The organism is Sphingopyxis sp. (assembly GCF_041916015.1).
Taxonomy (GTDB): Bacteria; Pseudomonadota; Alphaproteobacteria; order Sphingomonadales; family Sphingomonadaceae; genus Sphingopyxis.
The window spans coordinates 86,690-104,074 of record NZ_JAYSAH010000076.1 but is presented as its reverse complement, the minus strand read 5'-3'; the positions used below and the strand labels follow the sequence as shown (position 1 = coordinate 104,074).

The 17,385-nt window shown below is 61.7% G+C and carries 15 protein-coding genes; 6 read left to right on the top strand and 9 right to left on the bottom strand.

Going from position 1 to position 17,385, the window contains the following annotated elements:
- Positions 1–4: 4 nt before the first annotated feature.
- The 9 genes from ACE3SL_RS11390 to ACE3SL_RS11350 all read right to left on the bottom strand — a co-directional run bounded on the left by ACE3SL_RS11390 (position 5) and on the right by ACE3SL_RS11350 (position 10,887).
- Entirely contained in the window at positions 5–580 is a 576-nt protein-coding gene (locus tag ACE3SL_RS11390; protein ID WP_374525849.1) for an acyltransferase, read from the bottom strand.
- Between the two features lie 12 nt (positions 581–592).
- Positions 593–1,564, bottom strand: coding sequence for a Gfo/Idh/MocA family protein (locus ACE3SL_RS11385; RefSeq protein WP_374525848.1), 972 nt, complete (start codon positions 1,562–1,564; stop codon positions 593–595).
- Positions 1,561–2,862 carry a nucleotide sugar dehydrogenase gene (locus ACE3SL_RS11380; protein ID WP_374525847.1) on the bottom strand — a complete coding sequence of 434 codons (1,302 nt, stop codon included), beginning with the start codon at positions 2,860–2,862 and terminating at the stop codon, positions 1,561–1,563. Before ACE3SL_RS11380 ends, ACE3SL_RS11385 begins: the two co-directional genes overlap by 4 nt.
- Before the next feature lie 234 nt (positions 2,863–3,096).
- Complete coding sequence (locus ACE3SL_RS11375) at positions 3,097–4,164, bottom strand: GDP-mannose 4,6-dehydratase (protein ID WP_374525911.1); 1,068 nt, start codon at positions 4,162–4,164, stop codon at positions 3,097–3,099.
- A gap of 101 nt (positions 4,165–4,265) precedes the next feature.
- Positions 4,266–5,534, bottom strand: a complete 1,269-nt coding sequence (locus ACE3SL_RS11370) for a hypothetical protein (protein WP_374525846.1) — start codon at positions 5,532–5,534, stop codon at positions 4,266–4,268.
- Entirely contained in the window at positions 5,500–7,677 is a 2,178-nt protein-coding gene (locus tag ACE3SL_RS11365) for a GumC family protein (protein ID WP_374525845.1), read from the bottom strand. The genes ACE3SL_RS11370 and ACE3SL_RS11365 overlap by 35 nt, the downstream gene beginning before the upstream one ends.
- Positions 7,678–7,714: 37 nt before the next feature.
- Positions 7,715–8,461, bottom strand: a complete 747-nt coding sequence (locus tag ACE3SL_RS11360) for a polysaccharide biosynthesis/export family protein (RefSeq protein WP_374525844.1) — start codon at positions 8,459–8,461, stop codon at positions 7,715–7,717.
- Positions 8,462–8,512: 51 nt separating this feature from the next.
- Positions 8,513–9,886 carry an O-antigen ligase family protein gene (locus ACE3SL_RS11355; protein WP_374525843.1) on the bottom strand — a complete coding sequence of 458 codons (1,374 nt, stop codon included), beginning with the start codon at positions 9,884–9,886 and terminating at the stop codon, positions 8,513–8,515.
- Between the two features lie 209 nt (positions 9,887–10,095).
- Positions 10,096–10,887 carry a metallophosphoesterase family protein gene (locus tag ACE3SL_RS11350; RefSeq protein WP_374525910.1) on the bottom strand — a complete coding sequence of 264 codons (792 nt, stop codon included), beginning with the start codon at positions 10,885–10,887 and terminating at the stop codon, positions 10,096–10,098.
- Positions 10,888–11,132: 245 nt separating this feature from the next.
- Between ACE3SL_RS11350 and wecB the strand changes: the two genes are divergently transcribed.
- The 6 genes from wecB to hslU are packed head-to-tail and all read left to right on the top strand — an operon-like array spanning position 11,133 to position 17,363.
- Positions 11,133–12,251: a non-hydrolyzing UDP-N-acetylglucosamine 2-epimerase gene (wecB, locus tag ACE3SL_RS11345; protein ID WP_374525842.1), complete on the top strand. Its 1,119-nt coding sequence runs from the start codon at positions 11,133–11,135 to the stop codon at positions 12,249–12,251.
- Positions 12,238–13,536: a UDP-N-acetyl-D-mannosamine dehydrogenase gene (gene wecC, locus ACE3SL_RS11340; RefSeq protein WP_374525841.1), complete on the top strand. Its 1,299-nt coding sequence runs from the start codon at positions 12,238–12,240 to the stop codon at positions 13,534–13,536. Before wecB ends, wecC begins: the two co-directional genes overlap by 14 nt.
- A gap of 46 nt (positions 13,537–13,582) precedes the next feature.
- Positions 13,583–14,389: a class I mannose-6-phosphate isomerase gene (locus tag ACE3SL_RS11335; RefSeq protein WP_374525840.1), complete on the top strand. Its 807-nt coding sequence runs from the start codon at positions 13,583–13,585 to the stop codon at positions 14,387–14,389.
- Positions 14,386–15,438: a mannose-1-phosphate guanylyltransferase gene (locus ACE3SL_RS11330; RefSeq protein WP_374525839.1), complete on the top strand. Its 1,053-nt coding sequence runs from the start codon at positions 14,386–14,388 to the stop codon at positions 15,436–15,438. The genes ACE3SL_RS11335 and ACE3SL_RS11330 overlap by 4 nt, the downstream gene beginning before the upstream one ends.
- A 54-nt stretch (positions 15,439–15,492) precedes the next feature.
- Entirely contained in the window at positions 15,493–16,059 is a 567-nt protein-coding gene (gene hslV / locus ACE3SL_RS11325; protein ID WP_374525838.1) for an ATP-dependent protease subunit HslV, read from the top strand.
- Between the two features lie 2 nt (positions 16,060–16,061).
- Complete coding sequence (gene hslU, locus ACE3SL_RS11320) at positions 16,062–17,363, top strand: ATP-dependent protease ATPase subunit HslU (RefSeq protein WP_374525837.1); 1,302 nt, start codon at positions 16,062–16,064, stop codon at positions 17,361–17,363.
- The last annotated feature ends 22 nt before the right edge of the window (positions 17,364–17,385 follow it).

Genomic DNA, 17,385 nt, shown 5'->3' with positions numbered 1-17,385 from the left:
TGGTTCAACCTTCAACCAGGCGCAGCGCGCCGTCGATTTCTTCATAGACTTCGCCCGTGCGCGGGCAGACAAGCGTTTCGTCGAGGCGTTCGCCCGTGCGCGAGACCCAGCCGATACGCCGCGCGGGGACGCCCGCGACGAGCGCAAAGGGCGGCACGTCGTGCGTAACGACTGCGCCTGCCGCGACCATGCAATATTCGCCGAGGCTGTTTCCGCAGACGATCGTGGCGTTGGCGCCGATCGTAGCCCCCTTCCCCACCGGTGTGTCACGAAACTCGTCCTTGCGCTCGACGAACGCGCGCGGCGTCAGCACATTGGTGAACACGCAGGACGGGCCGCAAAACACGTCGTCAGCCAGGGTCACGCCCTTGTAGAGCGCGACATTGTTCTGGATCTTGCAATTGTCGCCGATCGTGACATGCGGCCCCGCCATCACATTCTGGCCGAGCGAACAGCGCGCGCCGATCGTGGTGTGCGGCAGCACATGGACGAAGTGCCAGATGCGTGTGTCCTCGCCGACCGACACATTGTCGTCCACGAACGCGCTTTCGTGGACGACGGCTTTGGGATGAATCGTCATGGTCGACCTTTTCTAGGATACAGATGCCAGCGCGTCGGAGGCTCGGCGCAATACGTTCAGCACCGCAAGCCCCTCGGCCCCGTCGGTCAGCGGCGCGCTGCCGCTCGCGATGCAGTCGAGGAAATGCTGGCACTCGTTCCGCAGCGGCTCCGATTTCTCGACGATGATCGTTTCGGCGGTGGCCGAATGCGGTACGGGCACCGGACCCTCACGGTCGATCCGGTGACGATAGAGCCGCAGCTTGTCTTCCCATGCCGGTGTCGAATCCTCGAACACCAGCATGCCTTCGCTGCCGATCGCGACGAGGCGCTGTTCCTTGAAGGGGTGGAGCCAGCTCGTCTGGATGTGGCCCTTGAGACCGTTGGCGAAACGGAGCTGGAGCAGCGCCCAATCCTCGATCCCCGGGGTCACGATTGCCGCGCCCTGTGCCGTCAGCCCGGTGCATTCGGCGTCGACGAGCGACAGGATCATCGACACGTCGTGGGGCGCGAAGGACCAGAGGACATTTTCCTCGATCCGGAATTTGCCCAGCGACATGCGGTTCGAATAGACATAGCCAAGGTCGCCGATGGCACCCGAACGCACCATCTCGCGCATTTTGCGAAAGATCGGATGATATTGCAGCAGATGCCCGACCATCAGCCGCCGGTCGTACCGCGCCGCGACCTCGATCAGTTTTTCGGCATCGCCCGGCGACAGCGCGACGGGCTTTTCGACATAGACATGCTTGCCGCTTTCCAGAGCGCAGAGCGCGAGCGCCGCATGGGTTTCGGCCGGGGTCGCGAAGGAAACACCATCGATCGCCGGATCGGCGAGCACCTCGTCAAGCGTCGCGATCCGCGCACCGGTCGCCTCTGCGATACGCTCGGCGGTCTCGCGATGATCATCGACGATCGCATCCAGCGCGCCAAGCTCGGCGAAATTGCGCGCCAGATTCTTGCCCCAATAGCCACAACCGACATGGGCGATACGAGGCTGGCTCATGCTCGCATCACATTCGGCAAGGAAAAGTCGAGCTTGCCGCGCGTGTCGATCACCAGACGCGCTTCGCGCGCGATGAAATCATAGTCGACATCGCTGTGGTCGGTCAGCAGTAGCACCGCATCCTGCGCGCGGATATTCTCCGCCGTCAGCGGCATCGACGAGAGGTTGAAATCATGTTCCCGCATCTCCGGGAAATCCGGGAGGTTCGAATCGCTGTAAGCGACATCCGCACCCAGATCGCGCAGCAGTTCCATGACGAACACCGACGGGCTTTCGCGCATGTCATCGACGTCGCGCTTGTAGGCGATACCGAGCACGAGGACTTTCGCGCCCTTGACCGCCTTCCCGTGCGTGTTGAGCGCACCGATGGTTTTGTCCACGACATATTGCGGCATGGACGCATTCACTTCGCCGGCCAGTTCGATGAAGCGCGTGTGCAGCCCGAACTCGCGCGCTTTCCACGTCAGATAGAAGGGATCGATCGGAATGCAGTGTCCGCCGATCCCCGGTCCCGGATAATAGGCGGTGAAGCCGAAGGGTTTAGTCGCCGCGGCATCGATGACCTCGAAGATGTTGAGACCCATCTTGTCGGCAACAATCTTCAACTCGTTGACGAGGCCGATATTTACCGAACGATGGATATTCTCGAGCAGCTTGACCATCTCGGCCGCCTTGGTCGAACTCACCGGAACCACGCGGTCGATGAACGCGGCGTAGAGCGCCGTGCCAAGCTCGAGGCAGGTCGGGGTATGACCGCCGATCACCTTCGGGATCGTCTGCGTGTCGAAGGAAGCGTTGCCCGGATCCTCGCGCTCGGGCGAATAGACGAGGAAGAAGTCTTCCCCCACCGTCAGCCCGGCCTTTTCGACGTAAGGCAGCAGGACTTCTTCGGTCGTGCCGGGCCAGGTCGTGCTTTCGAGCGACAGCATCTGGCCCTTGCGCAGATACGGCAGCAGATTGTCCATCGTCGAGGTAACGAAACTGAGGTCGGGCTCGCGATAGAGATTGAGCGGCGTCGGCACGCAGATGATCAGCGCGTCGCACTCGGCCGAGCGGCTGAAGTCCGTCGTCGCCTCGAAACCCGAAGCGCACATCCGGGCAATCTCGTCATTGCCGATATGCTTGATCGGGCTTGTACCGGCGTTCAGTTCATCGACCCGCTCCTGAACGATGTCGAAGCCGAGGACCGGCAGGCCCACCGACGATATCCGCTTGGCCAGCGGGATACCGACATAGCCAAGACCCAAAATGCCGACGCGCAAGGTTTTTGCCGCGAGGCCATCGATAAAATTTTGCATGGGGGAGTCACCAAGACCTTTCGATTGCACACGCCCCCTATGGAAAGAAGTCGTGATTCGCAATCTTTTACCGGCGCAACGGCATATGTGCAGGCAGACTTGGCGATTGATTCCCTGCGAAATTAAGGGAGGATTTGGGAGCGCGATACTCGCCGCTTTTCCCGACACCGCATCAACGATCGCGGAGCCATACCCTGTCGCTCGACGACAACGGCCTCGAACAATTTCCCCGGTTCAGTGCGACCCGTCGCGATTATACTCGCGAAACCATTCGACAAAGCGTGCAACACCATCTTCAAAGCGCGTATCGGGTCGATATCCCGTCAACCGGTTCAACAGCGAACAGTCGGCCCAGGTCGCCGTCACGTCGCCCATCTGCATCGGCATATAGTTTCGCGTCGCCTTGATACCCAGTTCGGCTTCGATCGCATCGATGAAGTCGAGAAGGCGAACCTTGTCGGAATTGCCGATGTTCACGACGCGGAACGGGCCGACGGGCGAAAGGCTGTCGCCTGGCACCGTGCCCGTCTGCTCGCCGGGGCAGACCGGAGCGACATCCATCAACATCCTGATGCCGCGAACGAGATCGCCGACATAAGTAAAGTCGCGGTACATATCGCCATTGTTGTAGATATCGATCGGTCGCCCCTCGACCATCGCCTGGACGAATTTATAGGGCACCATATCGGGGCGCCCCCAGGGACCATAGACGGTAAAGAAGCGAAACATGGTCGTCGGCAGATTCCATAGATGGGCATAGGCATGCCCCATGGCTTCCGCTGCCTTCTTAGTCGCGGCATAGATGGTAAGCGGCAGATCGGCCTTGTCCGTCTCGGCGAAGGGCATCGCCTCGTTGCCGCCGTAGACCGAGGAGGTGGACGCCATCAGCAGGTGCGCGACGTTCAGCTTCCGTGCCGCTTCCATCACGTTGAAGGTTCCCACGACATTGCTGTCGATATAGGCGCGCGGGTTTTCGAGGCTGTAGCGGACCCCCGCCTGCGCGGCGAGATGAACGATCGCGTCCGGTGCGAAGGCTTCAGCCGCCTCCCACAGGCGCTCGTTATCTTCGAGCATCGCCGTGGATGCATCGAAGTTCGGGTGCCGCAACAATATTTCATGACGTCGGCGCTTCAACTCAAGGTCGTAATAGTCCGTGAATCCGTCGTACCCGTAGACATGGAAACCCTCGGAGAGGAGCAGGTCTGCAAGGTGAAAACCGATGAAACCGGCCGTCCCGGTAATCAGAACGCGACGCGGCCGGGAACCGACATTCCCGCCAGCAGGCGATGTCTTTTTCTCGATCGCCAATTGGGCCTCCCTCGCGATACAATTCTGCCAACCGAGCGGCAATCGAAACCGGACCTAACCGGAACTTCTTGCTAAATCGGCAACATCAAGGTCGATCAGGAAACAGCAGCCAGCGAAAGGCTCGACAGCATGGCATCGACGCCCATCGCGTCGTCGGGCAAGGCGACATCGATCGAGGCCCAATGCCAGCGACACGCGCCGTCCGCCACCTTGACGTCAACATAGCGTTTGCCTGCAACGAGCGGGATCGAAACCTCGGTCGCCGAAGGCACATTTGCCTCCGCACAACGAATCTGGAACGATAGCGCGCCATCGGTAACCGGCGCGTTGCTGGCCATCGACCAAGCGAACCGATAGGTTCCGGGCATCAGACGAACCAACTGGCGCGCGGCCGGACCGCTGGCACCACCGACGGCGGAAATGACGAGCTGCTTCTGGCGCCTGTCGATCAAAGCACCCAGATTGCCGAGCGTCGAGAGTTGCCAGTCGAAAGGAGCAAGCAACGGCGCCCCGGTAAAGCTGCCATCGGCGAGGACATTGCCCTTCGACGCCATACGAGGACGCAGCGCGTCGGCGAGTTCCCATGCCTCGTCGAACTTGCCCGCACCTGCAAGCCCCTGCACAAGGTCGCCATCATTCTGCTTGATAGCCGTCTGGTTCCATGGCTTTTTGGTCAGTGCGATCCGTAACTTCGCAGCGTTGGTGAAACTGGCGGGACGTCCATTAATCAGCTGCCAATAGAGATCTGACCAACGCGGGTTCGGACCCAGCACATCGATGAGCGCCTTGACAGCCCCGTCACGCGCGGTTGCGTCCGCCATCGCCGTGGCATACGCCTGTCCGGCCGAACTGCCAGTCAGCATTGTCCGGGATATCCAGGTAAAAAAGCTGCGCTGGTCGTTTCGGCGAGCTGCGGTCTCGATCAACATAATGTTCGTCAGAGAGTTACGACGCGTTAGCTTGCCTGCAGCCTCGAGCAGTGCCCAACGTCGTTCCGAATCAGCCTTCCCGGTCAATTGCAGTGCCTGAAGCGCAACGGCAGAGGCCGCCAGTGGCTCGGATTGATAAGCCTCTCGCGCCCAACGCAACTCACGGGCGCTCACCGATACCCTCGGATCGCGTGCGCGCCGCGCCGCGAAGGAATCCAATGCAAGGTTCGCTTTCGCTGTCCCGACCGGCAGCACCCCGAGTGCCAGCGTCCGCCTGGGAGCACGGGTTTCGTTAGAAATGGCGTAGCTCGACAAGCCGACGCCGATTCCCGCCGTCGCCGCAATCACCCAAGCTACTATTCTTGCGACAGTCACTGCCCCGTCCCGATCTACGAAGGCACTATTGCGCTTCGGGCTTTTTTTCAGTCGATCCATAGCTATAGCCGTAACCATAGCCATAGCCATAGCCATAGGCATTATTCTTCACGCCGACTTTGGTCACGATCGCGCCGAACAATTTGGCGCCCACCATCTTCAATCGCATCAGCGCCGTGGCGATAACCCGGCTCTTCGTCGAATTGGCCTCGATCGTGAACAGCACGCCTTCGACACGACGAGCGATAAGCGGCGCATCAGCGAGCCCCAGCAAAGGCGCAGAGTCGATAAGAACATGATCATACCGTGCCAGCAGCAGATCGATGAGAGTCGAGAGACGATCGCTGCCCAGCAACTCCGCAGCGTTCGGCGGCGTTTTGCCGGCGGTCATCAGCGAAAAGCCGAACTGCGGCAACGTAGTGATCATCTCGTCCAGATTATCGTCGCCAGAGAGATAATGGCTAAGGCCCCGCTTGTTCGGCATGTCGAGGTAGCGGTTTAGGGACGGGTTTCGGATATCTGCATCAACGAGAATTACCGATTTGCCTGTCGCGACAAGCACCGAAGCGAGCGACAAAGATGAACTGCTCTTCCCTTCTTGCGGGCGCGACGAAGTCAGCATGATCGAACGTGGTGCACCATGTTCTGTCAGGAAGCTGAGGTTGGTCATTACCGAGAAATACGCTTCGTAAATCATCGATTTCTTGTCGAGGATGTCACCCGCGACCGTCTGGGCTGTTTCGGGAATGACCCCCAGCAGCGGCAGGTCAAAGCGTTTCGTGACATCCTGCGGATCACGGATCGAGCTATCCATCTTCTCGAGGAAGAAGATCATACCGGCGCATAGCGCCATACCGGTCACCAACGACAGCGCCAGATTCAGCAACAACCGGGGGCTCGACGGCTTCTCCGGTACTTGCGCGCTATCGACCACCGAAATATTATTGGTTCCGACGCCAGCTACCCCGATCTCCTTATAACGCTGAAGTAATCCGTCATAGAGTTGTCGGTTCGAATCCACCTCACGCTGCAAAATCGCCATTTCAATCGATTCACGCTGCTGAGAATTATATTTCTGCGTCAGTCGATCCAACTCGCCTTTCATGTCGCGCTCGCGTTTGACCGCCGCGTTATAGGCTTCCCGATTACCATGGGTGGAACGCGAAACTTCGGTTGCAATATTTCGCTCGAGATTGGCGATTTGTGCGCGAAGCGAAACCACGCTCGGATAATCCTCGGCGAACGTGGTCCGCAGTTTCGCCAAATCGGCCTCCATTTCCGCGCGACGCTGACGCAGAACGCCAATCGTCGGCGCCGCGATCGCGGCGCTTCCGGTCATGGTATTGTTGATTTCGGCTTCGGCGGCGATTCGATCTTCACGCGCCTTCGCCAGGGCCTTGCTGACCTCCGCAATATCGGAACTGACGAGCGTTTCCGTCTGTGTCCGGCCATTGGCATCGCGTTGCGACGAGATCGTCACGATACCCTTGTTATTGCCATAGTTGATAAGTGCGCGCTCGGAAGTTTCCAGATTCTCGCGCAGCCGCTCCAGCCTCGTTTCCAGATATTTACGCGCGTCAGAGGTCGCGGCAAAGCGACGATCGATGCTGGCCTGAAGATATTGCTGTGCCCAAAGATTCGCCAATTTGGCGGAAAGCCGGGGGGACGGCGTGGTGAAACTCACATCGATCAAGCTCGAGTTGCGCAAAGGTGATACGGCAAGCCGGTCGATCAGAATGTCTGCCGCCTTCTTGGCGCGATTCTGCCGTTCCGCACTAGTCATCGAGGCATCGGCATCATCGAGATCGAAAGCGGTAAGAAAATCCTTGTCGGCTGTCAGGTTTCCGGCGCGCACCACGCGATCGGATAGCGATTCAGACCGCAACAGTGAATATTGCGTATTGTAGAAGGAAATTTCGTTGATCAGCGCCTTGTCACGCTGGCCTTCGACCGAGGTTGCCACAGGAGCATCCGGCAGAACCTCGATCCGCGTCGTCGCGGTATATTTCGGCGTTGCCAAAAGAGTTAGCAGAAGACCTATAAGAAATACGCCTCCTAACAGACCAATCGCAAGATTGCGGTGATTCACTATGGCGGCCCACACCTGCTCGCCCACCGAAATGCTGCTACCCGAACCAGCGGCCGACGCCTCCAAATATGGCGTCGATGCGGGGTCACCCTTGCTATTAGTCAATTCGATCATTGCGCAATTAATTCCTGTCTGAGGTCCGTACCGGGCATCAGTTGTTATTGAAGCTGTCCGTCAGGAGAATAAGCGGCGACAGCAGCGCGGGCACAACCTGCAGGATGTCCTTGAAACGACGGCGGGCGGGCGAATCGCCGACGATGACGATATCATTGGGGAAAATTTCCGGATCGGCATAATTGCCGCGCCGGATGGCCCCCAGATTATAGATGCCGACATAGTTTTTCGCGCCGACGTCGCGGAAAACTATCACATCATCTAGCTTGGCAAATTCGTTGAGGCCTCCTGCAAGGGCAACGGCCCGCATCAGCGTAACGCGACCGACAACAGGATAGGCACCAGCCTTGTTCACCTGACCATCGACAGTGACGACTCTCGACTGAGCCGCCAGCGGATTATCCGTTGACAGAAAGTTCACCGTCACATGAGGATCGCGAATATAACGCCCTGCAAGACGGGCCTGCACCTCTTCAGCTATCTTGTCGGGTGTCTTTCCCGCCGCGGCGACGGTCCCGATCAGAGGGAATGCAAAATTCCCCTCACCGTCCGTCAGAATGTCGCGCTGCAATTCAGGAACGCCGAATACCTCGACGCGCAACTCACTGAAAGGTCCGATGAACGCCAATCGTGTCGATCGGATGACGTCGGACGATTCTGGCACCGGCAGTTCGGCCAACAATGTTGTGGGTGCATTCGGAGCACTCGCTACGGGTGGCGCTTTGCCGGCACATCCCGCGAGCAGCGCCGCCGCGAGAATGTTACAGACGAAATATCGGTTCATGGGGGATAGATCCGGTCAAAAATGGAAATCGCGCTATAGACATTATGGTTTCTACTGCAAACCATCTCTGCGCGTCCCGGCGAGCTTCGGACAGCAAAGAAACAAAACCAGGATAATGGCCAGACTCTGGAGGGAAGGCACTCGCAAAGGATAGTCGGCAAGGCTGGTCGTCGCCAGAATCAGAACGATCGTCAGGATCGGCAGCCGGAAGTCTCCGCGATGCCCCTTGATCAAGTTGCGCGTACCTCGCCGGGAAACCGTCACGCCAAACCAGACAAGCGCGCATCCAACAATCAGCGCGAACGGCAAGCCGCCGGTCATGATCGCTTCGGCCCAGTCATTGTGCGCATGGTTGAAATAGGCCCCTTGCAGCAGCCTGTCGGGTTCGAACATCTTGTACACGCCCGGAAAGGAGCCGAAACCGCTGCCCGCCACCCAATAGGTTTCAATCATGGACCGGACCGTAGGCCATGCCGAAACGCGCAGATCATCACCGACGCTCTGGTCCATGAAACGCGTCAGAGCCGTCGTGCGGCTCGACAGAAACAGGCTTAAACCCACGAAAAGCACCATCAATGCGGGAGGCGCATACAAGAACCAGCGGCGGTATCGCGATAACCCGCGACCCGAAGACAGATCGGCTGTCCCCCAGGAACCGGCGACAATCGCATAGCCGATTACGAAGGAAATGACGCCCGCCAACAACCCGCCGCGCGAACCAATCATGATTGTCATCACGGTCAGCATGATCCCTGCAAGAGCCAACCCGATACCGACCATAGGGCGCTTGCGTTTACGCATCAGTTCGTCGCGCAAGGCAAACGCAACGAGTGGAATCACGCAGGCGAGGAAGATGGCATGATGATTGCGGTTGGAAAAAAGTCCGATCATCGAATCTGTGTTGGCGATCCGGTAAAGATAGGCCGGGCTGGCGGGGCCCGACAATATCTGGAGAAGCCCCAACAGCATGCTGGCGCAGGCAAGGGCAACCACCGTCATCAATAGTCGAGGATATTCTTCCGATGTCATTTGCGCTGCGACTAGCAAAGCGGCAATCGGCACGGTCATCGCCAGCAGCGCGTTGAGCGTTTGCGATGGCGTAAGCGAGAGCGGACGCCAAAGCTCGGCCTGCCCCGTCAGACGGTCGATTGCCACGATCGTGTCACGCCCCGGAAGCCCATGCCAGATGCTGGCTGGAAGCGGAACGAGTTGGAGCGCCATCCAAAGCGCGAGAAGAAGCAAGAGGGTCAGAGGAACACGAATCCGCTTCCAATCTTCACCGCGCAGTCGCAGCGCGGCCCAGAAGGCAAATAGAACGGACATTCCGCGCAAAATCGGCAGCGATGCGATATCGCTGCGCGCGCCGCCGCCGAGCAGGAAAACAAATGCCAAAAATAGCACCGGTACCCATTCGGACAGTTTCATGTCGGTAAGCGGTGGGCTTGACCGTGAAACACGCGCAGGCTTTCTCCGTTGGCTCATTCGTTCCCGCAATCCATAAAATGATAAGAAATCGGCGCTTGGCGATTGCCGGCGACGATTAGACGCTGCCGCTCCGGGTGGCAAGAACAAGACCTTGGAAAGCCGGTGTCGAAACCATTCAGCTATCGATACCGAAGGAGGTTTAAAGCTGGTCAGGCGGCGCGATCGGCTCTCGCAGCTTCCTCGCGTGAGAAGAGGAACCAGCGCTTTTCCCCTTCAAGCCCCAGAGCCGCGAGCGCCCCGCTGCGAAAGGCGCCGATATCTATCCCAATCCGGTTGGCCTGCTCGTCGGGTTCGTTGGTGATGCTATGACCATGAACGATCATCTTTCCGTGATCGCCCATATCGTCGAGGAATTCGTCGCGAATCCAGCGCAGGTCGGCCAGGGCCTGCTTCTCCAGCGGGACGCCCGGCCGAATGCCCGCGTGAACGAAGGCATAATCGCCGATTTCGATGACGTCCTCTCCATCGCCCAGGAATTTCACATGTTCGGCGGGGACCATCTGCGGAAGTCGCTCAGCAACTTCCTCGAAACTCGCGCCAGCGAGGTCGGCATCGTCTTTCCAATAGCTTCGGACCGTCGCATCGCCGCCGATCCGCATGAAATAGCGGAGGCGGCGCACGTCGCCTGCCAAAGCGGCCAGAAAACATTCTTCATGGTTGCCGATGAGCAGGCGCGTGTCCGGAAATTCCGTGTGCAACGACATGGCCCGTTCGATCACTTCGGCCGAGCTCGGTCCGCGATCGATCAGATCGCCGAGAAGAATCAAACTGATCTTCGCCGGGCCCCGCGCCGCATGATCGGCTCGGATCATATCGACAAGCTGCGCGAAAAGATCGTCGCGGCCGTGAATGTCCCCGATCGCGTATACGCGCTGCCCCTCGGGGATCGAAAAACCGCTACGCACCGCTTCCGCCGGCTTGCTTTTCCGCTTCCAGAACATCGAAACTAAAATCATCCCACTGTAAATATGTCTATTTTTATCGAAATCTTCGTGCCACACTCAAGGCTCCCGCTCCTAGCTCCGCTGTGCGCCAGTTGCAAGTTACGCCCGACGGGACGGAAAGTTCATCATGGCGCCAATATTTCGCCGTTCGCACACCACGTCAGGGCTTTAAGAGTGTCGCAAGCTCTTTTGGCTAAGCGGTCGGCAGCTGTCCGCCGGTCGGGCCGACAAGGAGATATCGGATGAAGACAATGATGGTTTTCGGCACGCGTCCGGAAGCGATCAAGATGTTTCCGGTGGTGCACGCGCTGCAGTCGCAACCGGGCATCGACGCGCGCGTCTGCGTCACCGCGCAGCATCGCGAAATGCTCGACCAAGTACTCGAAATCGCCCGCATCACGCCCGACATCGATCTTGACGTCATGACGCCGAACCAGTCGCTCGATACGCTCCTCGCACGGCTCGTCACCGGGCTCGGCGAGACGTTCGACGCCGAAAAGCCCGACCGCATCCTCGTCCATGGCGACACGCTGACGACGATGGCGGCGACGCTTGCCGCCTATTTCCGCAAGATCCCTGTTGGCCATGTCGAGGCGGGCCTTCGCAGCGGCAACATCTACCATCCCTGGCCCGAAGAGGTGAACCGCAAGGTCGCCGGCGCGGTCGCCGACCTGCATTTCGCGCCGACCGAAACCGCCGCCGCGGCGCTGCGCGCCGAGAATGTGCCCGCCGACCGGATTCACGTCACCGGCAATACGGTGATCGACGCGCTGCGTGCGACCAAGGCGCGGATCGACGAACAACCCTCGCTCGCCGCCGGGCTCGACGACCTGCTCGCGCGCTTTGCCGGCAAGCGCATCATCGCGGTCACCTCGCACCGGCGCGAGAATTTCGGCGACGGGATGAAGGCGATCGCCGACGCCATCGCCGGCATCGGCGCGCGCACCGACGTCGCGGTCGTCTTCCCGGTCCACCCCAATCCGCACGTCCGCAGCTGCATGGAGCCGATCCTCGGCGATCTCGACAACGTCGCGCTGATGGACCCGCTCGACTATCCGCACTTCGTCCGCCTGCTCGGTGCCTCAACCCTCGTCCTGACCGATAGTGGCGGCGTGCAGGAAGAAGCGCCTTCGCTTGGCAAGCCCGTCCTAGTGATGCGCGAGACGACCGAGCGCCCCGAAGGCATCGAAGCCGGCACCGCGCGGCTCGTCGGCACCGACAAAAATCGCATCGTTTCGGAAATTTTCAGCCTTTTGGACGATGAAGCCGCCTATAATGCCATGGCCCGCGCGCATAATCCTTTCGGGGACGGCCGCGCGGCGGAACGAATATCGGAGATTGTTGCGCGTGCCCATCGATAACGACCAGAAGGTTACCGTCCTCGGCCTCGGCTATATCGGCCTGCCGACCGCAGCATTGATCGCGCGCTCGGGCAGCAAGGTGACCGGCGTCGATGTCAGCCAGCATGTCGTCGATACCGTCAACAACGGCAAGGTGCATATCGAAGAGGTCGATCTCGACGGCCTTGTCCAGGGTGTCGTCTCACGCGGCGCGCTTGTCGCCTCGACCGAAGTCGCCGCCGCCGACGTCTTCGTCATCGCGGTCCCAACCCCGCACGATGACGAGCATCGCCCCGACATCACCCACGTCCTCTCGGCCGCACGCGCGATCGCGCCGAAACTCGAAACCGGCAATCTCGTCATCCTCGAGTCCACCTCGCCCGTCGGCACGACCGAAAAGGTCGCCGCGCTGCTCGCCGAGCTGCGCCCCGACCTCAAAGTACCCGGCGCCTGCACCGGCGCCGCCGACATCTTCGTTGCCTATTGCCCGGAGCGCGTGCTGCCCGGCCGCATCCTCGTCGAGCTGGTCGACAACGACCGTTGCATAGGTGGCATCACCCCGCGCTGCGCGCGGCGCGCGATGATCTTCTACCGCCAGTTCGTCCGCGGCGCCTGCGTCACCACCTCGGCGCGCGCCGCCGAAATGGTGAAGCTGGTCGAGAACAGCTACCGCGACGTCAACATCGCCTTTGCCAACGAGCTGTCGATGATGGCCGAGCATATGGGCGTCGATGTGTGGGAGGTGATCCGCCTCGCGAACCGCCACCCGCGCGTCAACATCCTGCAGCCCGGCCCCGGCGTCGGCGGCCATTGCATCGCGGTCGATCCCTGGTTCCTCGTCCACGGCGCGCCCAACCACAGCCGCCTGATCCGCACCGCGCGCGAGGTCAATCTTGCCAAGACCGCGCATGTCATCGGCGCCGCCGAGATGCTCGTGTCGCAGCATCCCGAGGCTCGCGTCGCCTGCCTCGGCCTCGCCTTCAAGCCGAACATCGACGATTTTCGTGAAAGCCCCGCGGTCGAGGTCGCCGCCGCGCTGGCGCGCCGCTTCGGTCGCCAGGTTCAGATCGTCGAACCCTATGCGCGCGGACTTCCGGCCGAATTCGCTGGCACCAGCGCCGAACTGATCGACCTCGACAGCGCGCTTTCCTCCTGCGACCTGCTGATCGTCCTCGTCGATCACGATCTGTTCAAGTCGATCCCGCTCGAGGAACGCGGCGACAAGATCGTCTACGACACGCGCGGCTTGTGGCTCGACCAGCCGGGAGGCGGCGCAAACGGCAACCGCCTTCACCGGGCTGCCTGAGGCGGCGCGCTTGACCTATCATTCCCGCTGGCCGCATTCTCGCGCGATGACCCGGCTCGAACCGATCATCGTCGAAAAGCCGTGGGGGCGCACCGACATCCCCGCGGATTTCGGCGACTTCGGCGGGCGCCGCATCGGCGAGATATGGTTCGCGCACCCGCGCGGTGACAGCGCGGAGATTCTGGTCAAATTCCTCTTCACCTCCGAACGGCTATCGATCCAGGTCCACCCCGACGACACGACCGCCCGCGCCGCCGGTTATCCGCGCGGCAAAGAAGAATGCTGGCTGGTGCTCGATGCCGAACCGGGCGCCGAGCTGGGGGTCGGCCTCAGGGCCCCGACGACGCCCGCCGCGCTGCGCAGCGCGGCGCTCGACGGGTCGATCACCGGCATGATCGACTGGCGACCCGGCCGGACCGACGATTTTATCTATAATCGTGCCGGGACGATCCATGCGATCGGCGGCGGGCTGACCATCGTCGAGGTGCAGCAGAATATCGACTGCACCTACCGCCTCTATGACTATGGCCGCCCGCGCGCGCTTCATCTCGATGCGGCGCTGGCGGTGGCCGGGCTCGGCCCACGGCCCGATCCACGTGACACCCACATCGATGGCGCGCAGACCCGCCTGCTCGTCGATGGCCCGGCGTTCCGTCTCCTCCACCTTGCCGGAACCGGCGCCGACACGGCGTTGCCGCGCGAAACGGGCGAGTTCACCTTCATCCCCCTGTCGGCCGGTTGCCGCGTCGGCACCGAGATCATCGCATTCGGCCAAGCCGTCGCGATCGATCGCGCCGACGGCATCTCGCTCCGGCCGGACGCCCGCGCCCTGCTCTGCTGGCCCAGGGAATGATCGTCCCCGTTATCCTCTCGGGTGGCACCGGCACCCGCCTTTGGCCCGTTTCGACGAGCGAGGCGCCGAAGCAGTTCCAGCCGCTGATCGGTGACGGCGACATGTTCCGCCAAACGCTGGCGCGCGTCACCGATCGCACCCGCTTCGCACCGCCGCTGATCGTCTGTGGTCCCGCGCATGTCGCGTATGTCGAGGCCGACCTCGCCGCCGCAGACATCGCCGATGCTACAATCATCGTCGAGCCCGCCGCGCGCAACACTGCCCCGGCCATCGCCCTCGCCGCGCTGGCAAGCGATCCGCAAGCGACGCTCCTCGTGATGCCCGCCGATCATCTGATGACCGACGTCGCCGCCTTTCATCGCGCGATCGACGCCGCGCTTCCGGCGGTCGAGGCGGGTGCGCTCGCGACCTTCGGAATCGCGCCATCGCACCCCGAAACGGGCTATGGCTATATCGCTGCAGGCGAGATCGCTGCTCCCGGCGTCCATCTGGTCCGCCGCTTCGTCGAGAAGCCCCCGCGCGCGAAGGCCGAGGCGATGCTCGCCGAGGGCGGCCATTACTGGAACGCCGGCATCTTCCTGATGCGCGCCGACCAGTTCCTTGCCGAACTCGAACGGCAGCAGCCTTCGATCGGGCGCGCCTGCGCCGACGCGATGGCGCAGGCGCGCCGCGAGGGATCGCTGATCCATCCGCACGGGGGGTCATTCCTCCCCAGCCCTTCGCAATCGGTCGATTATGCAGTCATGGAAGGCGCCGAACGGCTCGTCGTCGTTCCCGTCGATCCGGGCTGGTCGGACGTCGGCGGCTGGGCGGCGCTCTACGACCTCGCCGTGAAGGACGAGCATGGCAATGTCCGCATGGGCGAGGTCGTCGCGCTCGACGCACACGGCAACTATCTGCGCGCCGACGGCGGCAAGCGCCTCGCGGTCGTCGGTGTCTCCGGCCTGATCGTCGTCACGCTGGGCGACGATGTCCTCATCATCCCGCGCGACCGCGCGCAAGAGGTCAAGTCGATCGTCGAATATCTGGCGGGAAATCCACGCCGCTGATCTCGGGGGGCCGCTCCCCTTGCGACGCGTGAAACCATCTCCCATATCCCCCGCATGACCACTCCCCATGCGCAAAGTGCCGCGCCCTGGCACGGAACCACCATCCTTTCCGCCCGCAATGCAGACAAGGTCGTCGTCATCGGCGACGGCCAGGTATCGATGGGCCAGACGGTGATGAAGCCCAACGCAAAGAAGGTGCGCCGCCTCCACGACGGCAGCGTCATCGGCGGTTTCGCGGGCGCGACCGCCGACGCCTTCACCCTGTTCGAGCGCCTCGAAGCCAAGCTCGAACGCCACAACGGCCAACTCCTCCGGGCCGCGGTCGAACTCGCCAAGGACTGGCGCACCGACAAATATCTCCGCAATCTCGAGGCGATGATGATCGTCGCCGACAAGGAGGTGACGCTCGTCATCACCGGCAACGGCGACGTGCTCGAACCCAAGGGCGGCATCGCTGCGATCGGCTCGGGCGGCAATTACGCGCTCTCTGCCGCGCGCGCCCTCGCAGACTATGAGAAAGACCCCGAGGTGCTGGCGCGAAAGGCGATGGAAGTCGCCGCCGACATCTGCGTCTACACCAACGACCAGTTCACCTCCGAAACCATCGAAATCCGGAAATAAAGATGAACAAGGACCTGACTCCGAAGGCGATCGTCGCTGCCCTCGACACGCATATCATCGGCCAGAACGCCGCGAAGCGCGCGGTCGCCGTCGCGCTCCGCAACCGGTGGCGCCGCCAGCAGCTCGCCCCTGACCTCCGCGACGAGGTGAGCCCCAAGAATATCCTGATGATCGGTCCCACCGGCTGCGGCAAGACCGAGATTTCGCGCCGCCTCGCCAAGCTCGCCGACGCGCCCTTCATCAAGGTCGAGGCGACGAAGTTCACCGAGGTCGGCTATGTCGGCCGCGACGTCGAACAGATCGCGCGCGACCTCGTCGAGGAAGCGGTGCGCCTCGAAAAGGACCGCCGCCGCGAAGCGGTGCGCGGCGCCGCCGAGGAGGCCGCGATGGAGCGGCTCCTCGACGCGCTCACCGGCAAGGGCGCCAGCGAGGCAACGCGCGAGAGCTTCCGCCAGCGCTTCCGCGACGGCCATCTCGAGGAGAGCGAGGTCGAGATCGATGTCGCCGACGCCCCGTCGATGCCCTTCGAGCTGCCCGGCCAGCCTGGTCAGGTCGGGATGATCAACCTCTCCGACATGCTCGGCAAGGCGCTCGGCGGCGGGCCGAAGAAGCGCCGCCGCATGAAGGCGATGGAGGCGTGGAAGCGCCTGCTCGAAGAGGAACAGGACAAGCGCCTCGATCAGGACGATGTCGCGCGCGTCGCGCTCGCTGACGCCGAGGCGAACGGCATCGTCTTCCTCGACGAGATCGACAAGATCGCGGTCAGCGACGTTCGCGGCGGCTCGGTCAGCCGCGAGGGCGTCCAGCGCGACCTGCTGCCGCTGATCGAGGGTACGACCGTCGCGACCAAATATGGCCCGATGAAGACCGACCATATCCTGTTCATCGCGTCGGGCGCCTTCCACGTCGCAAAGCCCAGCGATCTGCTCCCCGAACTGCAGGGCCGCCTGCCGATCCGCGTCGAACTGGGTGCGCTGACCGAGGCGGATTTCGTCCGCATCCTCAGCGAAACCAAAGCGGGCCTTCCCGAACAATATGCCGCGCTACTTGGCACCGAGGGGGTGACGTTGAACTTCGCCCCCGACGCGATCGCCCGTGTTGCGAAGCTCGCGGCGGAGGTCAACGAAAAGGTCGAGAACATTGGTGCGCGCCGCCTCCAGACGATCATGGAACGGCTGGTCGAGGAAATCAGCTTCACCGCCGAGGACGCCCCCGGCACGACGCTCGACATCGATGCCGCCTATGTCGACAAGCAGCTTGCCGATGTCGTGGGCGATACCGATCTCAGCAAATATGTGCTCTAGCGATTGACGCCTTCGGACCGAT